The sequence below is a fragment of the Streptomyces sp. NPDC047000 genome (genome assembly GCF_040644295.1).
In the GTDB taxonomy this organism is placed as follows: Bacteria; Actinomycetota; Actinomycetes; order Streptomycetales; family Streptomycetaceae; genus Streptomyces.
In genome coordinates, this window is the sequence record NZ_JBEYWE010000024.1 from 103,836 (window position 1) to 112,120 (window position 8,285).

The following is an 8,285-nucleotide window of genomic DNA, read 5'->3' on the forward strand; positions in this document are numbered from 1 at the left end:
GGGGGACCGCGGCCGCCCGGGTGTCTCTGCCGTCCGCCTCACGCGTCCTGTGTGCCGCCTTCCTCGACGGGTGCGGCGGCCTGTGCCGGAACGTCCGCCGCCGCCTCCGCCTCCGGCGCCGCCGTGCCGTCCGCCGTCCTCCGCGCCGCCGGGGGGCGGCGGACCAGCAGTCCGCGCACCTCGTACGACATCTCGGTGGTCCGGGGCGACGGCGGTGGGTGGTAACGCCCCGCGCAGACGGAGAGGTTGACGATGAGATACGCGTGCCAGGAACTGCCCACGCCGCGCCGGTCGGCGAAGACCTGGGCGCCGTTCACCCACCAGACGACGGAGCGGGCGCCGAACTGGACCCGGAGGTCCACCCAGGCCCCGGGGCCGATGCGGCTGTCGCGGTAGTAGAGGTTGCTGACGCGCACATGGTTGGTCAGCTCCAGCAGGTCCGGGTTGTCCGGGTGGTACTCGAAGACGTCGATCTCCTGGTCGCCGTCCCGCCAGGTCCAGATCGCCGGCCACGCCCCGGTCTCCCGGGGCAGCCGCACAGCGGCCTCCAGCACGTCCCCGGTGCGGACCTGAAAGCCCTCCTGGCTGCCCTCGGTGGTGAGCAGCCCGGTGTTCCACAGGCCGTCGGGGCGCCGGACGGCCCGGAACACGCCGCTGCGGCTGTAGGCGGCGTCGGGGACCAGGTAGTCGAGCTTGTTGTCGCCCGGGTTGACGGGGCCGCCGTCGGGATACGCCCAGGACCGGCCGGCGACCCACTGCCGGGTGGAGGTGAAGTCCGCGGTGAACACCACGTCGGGAAGCGCATTCTCCATGCCCGATATCTCTCCGCGCCCGGGACGCCCATACGCAGAGGCGGACATGCCGTGCCCAAACAACCCTTCCGGGTGAAAGAGACACCTGTGGGGGTGTCGTCCGCCGCTGCGGACGGCACCCCCGGGGAGGAGAGGGAGAGAGCCGGGGACCACCGGGGCCCGTCGGTCACACGGTGGTGAGCAGTCCCGCGCGCAGCCGGGCCAGCAGCCTGCTGAGCAGCCGCGACACATGCATCTGGGAGACGCCGAGGCGTTCGCCGATCTCGGCCTGGGTGCGCTCCTCCACGAACCGGAGGTGCAGCAGGAGCCGGTCGCGCTCGCCCAGTTCGGCGATCAGCGGGGCGAGGGCGTGGCAGTTCTCCACGAGGTCCAGCGCGGCGTCCTCGGTGCCGATCACATCGGCCAGGACGCGTACGTCGTCCTCGCCGGAGCCGATCGGCACGTCGAGGGAGGCGGAGGTGTAGCCGTTGGAGGCCAGCCGGGCCTCGATGACCTCCTCCTCCGTCAGGCTCATCAGCTGCGCCAGCTCCTTCACCGTCGGCGTGCGGCCGAGCCGGCTGGAGAGCTCCTCGGTGGCGCGGGCGAGCTGCACCCGGGCCTCCTGGAGGCGGCGCGGGACGTGCACGGCCCACGAGGTGTCACGGAAGAAGCGCTTGATCTCGCCCACGATGTACGGGATGGAGAAGGAGGTGAACTCCACCTCGCGGGAGATCTCGAACCGGTCGATCGCCTTGATCAGTCCGATCACACCGACCTGGACGATGTCCTCCATCTCCTCGGCGCTGCGGCTGCGGAAGCGCGCCGCCGCGTACCGCACGAGCGAGATGTTCATCTCGATGAGCGTGTTGCGTGCGTGCTGGTGCTCCGGCGTCCCTTCCTCCAGAACGGCCAGCTCCTGCAGGAACAGGCGGGTCAGCTCCCGCGCGTCCTTCGGAGCGACACTCGCCGGGTCGGCCACCTCCGGCAGCACTGCCGCACCCGCCTCGGCCGCCCTCGTCGCCGTCACCATGGCATCCTCCCCTGTTCGCCTGCTTCTGACCAACGCCTGGAGCGGCGGGTACCCCGCTTCGGCGGGGGCATTCCCCCCTTGTTCGGGAAACCCGGAAAGTGGCGGCGGTGTCACGAAGGGTGGCACCGTCGGCGGCGGCATCCCTAGGATGGGTGATCGGCCGGACAACTCGGCTTACCGCTACCCGCAGTTGGGGGACCATGATGCAGCCGGACAGGGGCCTGACGACGTCGATCGATGCCTCGGTTCCCACCGCCGCCCGGATGTACGACCACTACTTAGGCGGCAAGGACAACTACGCGGCGGACCGGGTGGCCTGCGAGGAGCTGGACAAGGTCGTCCCCAGCACCCGCCGGCTGGCCCTCAACAACCGCCGGTTCCTGCAGCGGGTCGTGGGCGTACTCGCCCGGGACCACGGCATCCGGCAGTTCCTGGACCACGGGTCCGGACTGCCCACCCAGGACAACGTCCACCAGGTCGCCCAGAAGATCGACCCCTCGACGCGCGTGGTGTACGTCGACAACGACCCCATGGTGCTGGTGCACGGCCGGGCGCTCCTCGACCAGAACGACCGCACCGCGGTGATCCAGGCCGACCTCCGGGACACCGATCCCATCTGGGCGCACCCGGACACCCGGCGGCTCATCGACTTCTCGCAGCCGGTCGGCGTGCTGTTCAACTCGGTGTTCCACTGCATACCGGACAGTGACACCGACGGTCCGCTCGCGGTGGTGCGCCGGGTGACCGAGCGGCTCGCGCCGGGCAGCTGCCTGGTGATGTGCCAGCTGGTCAGCGAGGACCCCGAGGTGCGGAAGTTCGTCACCGACTTCATGGACCAGGCGACCCAGGGCCACTGGGGGCGGGTGCGCCGGGAGGCGGACGTCGCGGAGTGGTTCGAGGGACTGGAGATCCTGGAGCCGGGCCTGGTGGAGGTGTCCACCTGGCGGCCGGACAACGAAGTGGTGCCCCGCCAGCTCACCCAGGAGTGGATCGAGTTCGGCGGAGTGGCCCGCAAGCCCTAGGGCCGCGGCCCCAGCCCAGCCTTGACCGGGTCTCCCCGGCCGGGTTCCGGCCGGGCGCCGGACGAGTCGCGGTGGTCCCCTTGCGGTCTCCCGGCCGGGTCCTGGTCCCGGGACCCGGCGCGACGGTTCCCGGCTGACGGCTCTCCCCGGTGACGGTTCCGGCGCGACGGTTCCCGGACGACGGTTCCGGCGGCGGGGCGGCCGGAGGCGTCCCGCCGGGTCAGGAGGCCGGGTAGTGGCGGTCGAGTGTCTCGCGCAGCCGGGCCAGGGACTCCCGCGGGCTGAGCGCCTCGTCGCCGAGCCGGTCGAGCGTCAGCCGGTACTCCTCGGTCTCGTCGCGGTCCTCCAGGAAGGTGGCGCTGCGGATGTGCTCCAGGTAGACCACGTCCGGGAGTTCGGCGCCGCTGAAGCGCAGATAGGTCACCGGTATGGCCGGGGCGGAGGCCCTGGTGACGTCCAACGGCACGATCTGTAGCGTCACATGGGGACGGCGGGCCATCTCCGCCAGATGAAGCAGCTGTTCGCGCATCACCTCACGGCTTCCCAGGACGCGCAGCAGGACCGACTCGTCCATGACCGCCCAGAGCTGGGGCGCGTCGGAGCGGTCCAGCAGATCGCGGCGCCGCATCCGCAGTTCGACCCGGCGCTGCACCTCGCGGGACGGCGCGGTGGGCAGGCCGCGCTCGACGACGGCCCGGGTGTAGGCAGCGGTCTGCAGCAGTCCGGGGACGTACTGGATCTCGAAGGTACGGATGGTGGCGGCGGCCTCCTGGAGTCCGACCAGCCGGTCGAACCATTCCGGCATCAGCCGTTTGTCGTAGCGCTGCCACCAGCCCGGCTCACCCGCCCGCTGAAGCAACTGCACGAGCACGGACGCCTCGTGACCGTCGCAGCCGTACAGCTCGAGCAGCGCGCGGACGTCGCTCTCCTGCGGCGGACGGCGGCTCTTGCCCGCCTCGATCCGTGACAGCTTCGCCGCGCTGAAACCCACCTTGCGCGCGGCCTGCTCCTGCGAAAGACCCTTGTCCTCGCGGATGCCGGCCAGCTGGACGCCGATCAGCATCTTCAGCAAAGTCGGCGCGGGCTCGGAGCGGTGCAGATACGGTTCGAGGTGGGAGACGCGAGCGGACTCGGTGGACATGCTGGCTCCCCAGGGACCGGCGGACGACATTGCGCATTATCGCACCAGGCCCCCGCGCGGCACATCTCGACGGGGACGGAGTGACACACGACGCGTACGGAGCGGTACGGAACAGGACGGGCGGAACAGGACGGTACGGGGCGCGGCGGCGCACGGTCGCGGTACGGCCGGTGGCCGGACCGCGCGGGCGGCCCGGCCACCGGTCACCCGCTCACACCAGATGGTCGAACTCGCCGTCCTTCACCCCGGCCAGGAAGGCGGCCACCTCGGCCGGCGTGTAGACGAGCGCCGGGCCTTCCGGGTCGCGGGAGTTGCGCACGGCGACGCCTCCCCCGGCCAGCGCGGCGACCTCCACGCAGTTGCCCTCGGCGTTGCTGTACGCGCTCTTGGTCCAGCTCACGTCCAGTGCGCTCGCGCGCACCCCGTTCGGTATCGACATCACGGCATTCCCCTCGCGTCCGGCGGCACGCCCGCTGCGTCTCGCGCAATTTCCCGTGCAATTGCACGAACCCATCTTCTGGGTGATACTAGCCGCATCGTCAACCCATGGACGAGTGCTCGATTCTGACGTCACATCAGGGAGGCTCGCGTGTCCGTGTCCACGCACCGCACCGCGTCGGCCCCGCGCTCCGTGGCCGACGGGGAGAGCCCGCTGCTCGACGTCACCCAGGTCCCCTGGCACGAGCTCAGCGACTCCAGCGGCTCGGCCGCCGCGATTCCCTTCCTGATCGCCGCGATCGCCTCCGGCGACCCGGGCGTCGCCCGCCACGCGCTGGAGCGACTGGCCGACCGGGTCTGCGAGTTCGGTTTCGTGGTGGGCCAGGCGACCGCCGCCACCGTGCCGTTCCTGTGGCTGCTCGCCCGGCAGCCGCAGGTGACCTGCCGCCCGCAGATCCTGCGGCTGCTGGAGAACATCGCCGGCGCCCGCCAGTGGCAGACCACGGCCGCCGCGTACCCCAAGCTGCTGCGTCATCACGACCACCACGTCCGCTGGGAGCGCACGGCGCGTCAGGCGGTGCGCGCCGGGCGCGACGCCCTGCCCGGTCTGCTGGCCGACCGTGACCCCGACATCGCCCGGGCCGCCGCGGACCTCGCCGCCGCGCTCGGCCGCTGACGGACGGACGCGACGGGCCGCCGCCCCGGAAGACGGGCCGCCGCCTCAGAACCGGCCGCGGGTGAGCCGGGTCAGCGGACCGCGGGCCCGCCGCTCCGCACGGCGCCCCAGGGCGTACGAGCCCATGCCCAGTACGGCCAGGCCCACGCCCGCACCGGCCGCGGCGGCGGCCTTGCGCGGGACCACCGCGGCCCGCACCGTACGCGCCAGGCGCGCGGCCGTGGGCCCGGCGGGCCCGAGCGCGACGGCACGCTCGGCTCCGTGGGGTGCGAAGGCGGTCATCCGCACCGCGCCACGCCGCTCCCCGTTCGCGGTGCTGTCACTGGTGATGCTGCCGTCGGTCGTGCTGTCCGGTTCAGTCATGGACTCCGCGTTGCCGCTCGGCGCGGTGCCAAACGCGCGGACACGCAAGGGCGGGCGGGACGGCACGATGCCGTCCCGCCCGCCCCGGGAACCCACCGCTCAGGTGCGGTACGCGTAGTACGCCGCGTTCGGGTACGACGCGATGATGCTCGCCAGCGACCTGTTGTAGGTGTTGGTCGAGTGGTACGTCACATAGGGCACGCCCTGCGGGCTGCGATACGTGACGATCATGGTGTGGTCCTTGGACCCGTCCTTGTTGAAGTCCACCTGGACGACGTCACCGACGTCCGCCTGATAGACGTTCGCCAGGCTGGTGACCCGCTGGGAGGACAGGGCGAACCACGAGAACTCGTTGACGCCGACGAAGGAGTCGGACTGGATCTCGGAGTTGCCGAACCACTTGTGGAAGTCGTACGTGTAGCCCGGTACGTGCTTCCAGCCACCGGCCTTCAGGGTCTGGCTGACGAAGTTGGTGCAGTCGCCGCCGGCACCCTGCCCGTTGAAGTTCGGGTAGTCGGTGTTGTAGTTGTTCCAGTACTTCTTCGCGTACGCCGCCATGGCGTTGTAGTCGTAGCCACTGGCGGAGAAGTTCTTCGCCTTGGCCGGGGCGGGGTACGTGACGGCCGCGCGAGTCGCCTCGGGCGGGTTGTCGTCCGCCGTGGACGGGGTGGCGACCAGCGGCGTGTTGACCTGGTTGACGGCGACGCCGTCGTCCGTGTCACGGACGCCGGTCAGCTGCCAGTTGCCGTCACGGTCGGCCTTGAAGGTCAGGGTGTGGTGGGCCTGGAAACCGGTGGTCTTCGGCTCACCGCCCTGGGCGTCCGCGTAGGTCAGCGTCGTGGTCTCGGTGACGGCGGCCGTGGCGTGCCGCCCCTTGACACTCGTACGGTCCAGCGTGACGGCCGTGTTCGCCTTGCTGTACTGCTCGCCGAGCGACGCGAGGCGGGACTTGCGGCTGCGCAGCTGCGACAGCGTGGAGTCCTCCGCGCGCGTGGCCGTGGACGACAGCCGGACGTCACCGCCGAAACGGGACGCCAGCGACTTCTTCCGAGCGGCCGTCCCGTTGTCCACCAGGGCGTCCGTACGGTCCGTGAAGACCGCGTCCGCCAGGCGCTGGAAGGTGGCCTTGGTCGCGGAGTCCACCGTGGGGTCGTCGGCGACACTCGCCGCGCCCGCGCTCCAGTTGGGCACCAGTGCCACACCGGCGACGACCGAAGCCGCCGCCGCGGTGACTATGGCCGTGCGTCGCCGCTTATGGCTCAGTTTTCTTGATTTCAATGACGTTCCCCTCTACGCCGGTAGTGCATACCGGGAAGCCGCATCTTCGCACGCTCTGTGCGACTGATGTGAAGGGGGATGCGGAAAAGGACATCCCGGCCATCTCCCTTGCGCCGCGCGGCGGTTGCGGACAGTGGCGAAGGCGCCACTTCGCGTGGGAACCGGTGGTCGGCGGGGCCTTCCGGTACGTTGCCGCTGCGCACGCGCGCGGATCCGCAGTCCGGACGGGCGTGGGGAGTGTGGCCGAAAACGATAGCACGCGCAACGTATCGCACCGGACGAACTTCACCCCACGGTCACCGCTCCAGCACGCGTCCGGGGAGTGAACGGCCGTTCCCGGCAATTCAGCCGGGAGCACTCCGAACGCGATAGCCGGAACAAGCTCTGTCGGATGTGAAGGAAATCCGCCGACTTCAGCGGGAACTGACCGAAAGAATAGCGAAGTTGTAGCAGCTGTCGGCACTTCTGCCCGACGTGACGGTACATCCCGGCGGCCACCCGGCCCGCGACGGCTGGCCCGGCACCGCCCCGGTCCCGGGGCCGTCCTGGCCCGGCCCCGGGACCGGGACCCGGCGCCGGTGACGGTGACGGTGCCTGGCACGGGCCGCGGCACGGCCCCGGTCACCCCGACGCGTCACCCTTCCCGGTGACATCCGCGCGGCCCCGCTCCGCGCCCGGGTGAATGCCCGGGCCGCCTCCGGCACCGCGGGGCATGGATGAGGGCCGCGGCCGGAACCGGCCGGAACCGACGTTCTCAGCGTGCTCAGCATGCTGTGCTGGAGGCGAAAGATGAAAGAAAATGCCGGGCGCACCGGCGACACCGTCCACAGAGTCCCGGTCCTGATCGTCGGCGGCTCCCTGGTCGGGCTGTCGACCTCGCTGTTCCTGGGACGGCTGGGGGTGCGGCACACCCTGGTGGAACGGCACGCCGCCACCTCCATCCACCCCCGGGGCCGCGGCAACAACGTCCGCACGATGGAGGTGCTCCGGGTCGCCGGCGCGGAATCGGGGATCCGCGCGGCCGCGGCCACCCTGGCCGACAACCACGGCATCCTGCAGACCCCGTCACTGGTCGGCGGCGCCGACGAATGGCTGTTCCGGGAGATCGACCCGGGCGGCGGTCTGGCCCGGTTCAGCCCGGCCACCTGGTGCCTGTGCAGCCAGAACGACCTGGAGCCGGTCCTGCTGGACCACGCCGTGTCGCTCGGCGGCGAGCTGCGCTTCAACACCGAGCTGATGTCCTTCGAGAGCGGCCCGGACGGGATCACCGCGGTGGTCAAGAGCCGGGAGACCGGCGAGCACACCACCGTCCGCGCGGACTACCTGGTCGCCGCCGACGGCCCGCGCAGCCCCGTGCGGGAACAGCTCGGCATCGGCCAGAGCGGTCCCGGAGACCTGTTCCACAACGTCAGCATGACGTTCCGCTCCCGCCGGGGGGCCGCCCGGGGGGGGGGGCGGGGGGGGGACGGGGGGTACCAGAAGACACCCGCCCCCGCCGGCGCCCCGCGGGCCGGCGACAACCGCGGGAAAATGGTGTTGGAAGCCC

General features: G+C 71.3%; 9 protein-coding genes. 3 read left to right on the plus strand and 6 right to left on the minus strand.

The features are described from left to right. Positions 1-38 precede the first annotated feature (38 nt). A complete protein-coding gene (locus ABZ862_RS29710; RefSeq protein WP_360964549.1) occupies positions 39-812 on the minus strand; it encodes a beta-glucanase in 774 nt (257 codons plus the stop codon). Positions 813-978: 166 nt separating this feature from the next. Next, complete coding sequence (locus tag ABZ862_RS29715; RefSeq protein WP_360964552.1) at positions 979-1,821, minus strand: SigB/SigF/SigG family RNA polymerase sigma factor; 843 nt, start codon at positions 1,819-1,821, stop codon at positions 979-981. Between the two features lie 203 nt (positions 1,822-2,024). On the opposite strand from ABZ862_RS29715, the gene ABZ862_RS29720 reads away from it, so the two are divergent. Further along, entirely contained in the window at positions 2,025-2,843 is an 819-nt protein-coding gene (locus ABZ862_RS29720; RefSeq protein WP_360964614.1) for an SAM-dependent methyltransferase, read from the plus strand. 220 nt (positions 2,844-3,063) lie between these two features. On the opposite strand, the gene ABZ862_RS29725 is transcribed toward ABZ862_RS29720, so the two are convergent. Both ABZ862_RS29725 and ABZ862_RS29730 read right to left on the minus strand, forming a co-directional pair. Then, positions 3,064-3,984 carry a helix-turn-helix transcriptional regulator gene (locus ABZ862_RS29725; protein WP_360964555.1) on the minus strand — a complete coding sequence of 307 codons (921 nt, stop codon included), beginning with the start codon at positions 3,982-3,984 and terminating at the stop codon, positions 3,064-3,066. A 211-nt stretch (positions 3,985-4,195) separates the two neighbouring features. Further along, the gene (locus ABZ862_RS29730) at positions 4,196-4,423 is read right to left on the minus strand and encodes a DUF397 domain-containing protein (RefSeq protein ID WP_360964558.1); all 228 of its coding nucleotides are present in this window, start codon (positions 4,421-4,423) and stop codon (positions 4,196-4,198) included. Between the two features lie 150 nt (positions 4,424-4,573). On the opposite strand from ABZ862_RS29730, the gene ABZ862_RS29735 reads away from it, so the two are divergent. After that, positions 4,574-5,098, plus strand: a complete 525-nt coding sequence (locus tag ABZ862_RS29735; RefSeq protein ID WP_360964561.1) for a hypothetical protein — start codon at positions 4,574-4,576, stop codon at positions 5,096-5,098. 45 nt (positions 5,099-5,143) lie between these two features. On the opposite strand, the gene ABZ862_RS29740 is transcribed toward ABZ862_RS29735, so the two are convergent. Both ABZ862_RS29740 and ABZ862_RS29745 read right to left on the minus strand, forming a co-directional pair. Continuing rightward, on the minus strand, positions 5,144-5,461 hold the full coding sequence (locus tag ABZ862_RS29740; RefSeq protein ID WP_360964564.1) for a hypothetical protein: 318 nt from the start codon (positions 5,459-5,461) through the stop codon (positions 5,144-5,146). Between the two features lie 99 nt (positions 5,462-5,560). Next, positions 5,561-6,661 (minus strand): amidase domain-containing protein, encoded by a 1,101-nt coding sequence (locus tag ABZ862_RS29745; protein ID WP_360964567.1) that lies wholly within the window; start codon positions 6,659-6,661, stop codon positions 5,561-5,563. An 867-nt stretch (positions 6,662-7,528) separates the two neighbouring features. On the opposite strand from ABZ862_RS29745, the gene ABZ862_RS29750 reads away from it, so the two are divergent. Then, positions 7,529-8,285: FAD-dependent monooxygenase (locus tag ABZ862_RS29750; RefSeq protein ID WP_360964570.1), on the plus strand; the 757-nt coding region annotated here is incomplete at its 3' end.

Bases quoted from the DNA above. Each gene is read 5' to 3' on its own strand.
- ABZ862_RS29710 (WP_360964549.1), bottom strand. From the start codon at position 812: ATGGAGAATGCGCTTCCCGACGTGGTGTTCACCGCGGACTTCACCTCC.
- ABZ862_RS29715 (WP_360964552.1), bottom strand. From the start codon at position 1,821: ATGGTGACGGCGACGAGGGCGGCCGAGGCGGGTGCGGCAGTGCTGCCG.
- ABZ862_RS29720 (WP_360964614.1), top strand. From the start codon at position 2,025: ATGCAGCCGGACAGGGGCCTGACGACGTCGATCGATGCCTCGGTTCCC.
- ABZ862_RS29725 (WP_360964555.1), bottom strand. From the start codon at position 3,984: ATGTCCACCGAGTCCGCTCGCGTCTCCCACCTCGAACCGTATCTGCAC.
- ABZ862_RS29730 (WP_360964558.1), bottom strand. From the start codon at position 4,423: ATGTCGATACCGAACGGGGTGCGCGCGAGCGCACTGGACGTGAGCTGG.
- ABZ862_RS29740 (WP_360964564.1), bottom strand. From the start codon at position 5,461: ATGACTGAACCGGACAGCACGACCGACGGCAGCATCACCAGTGACAGC.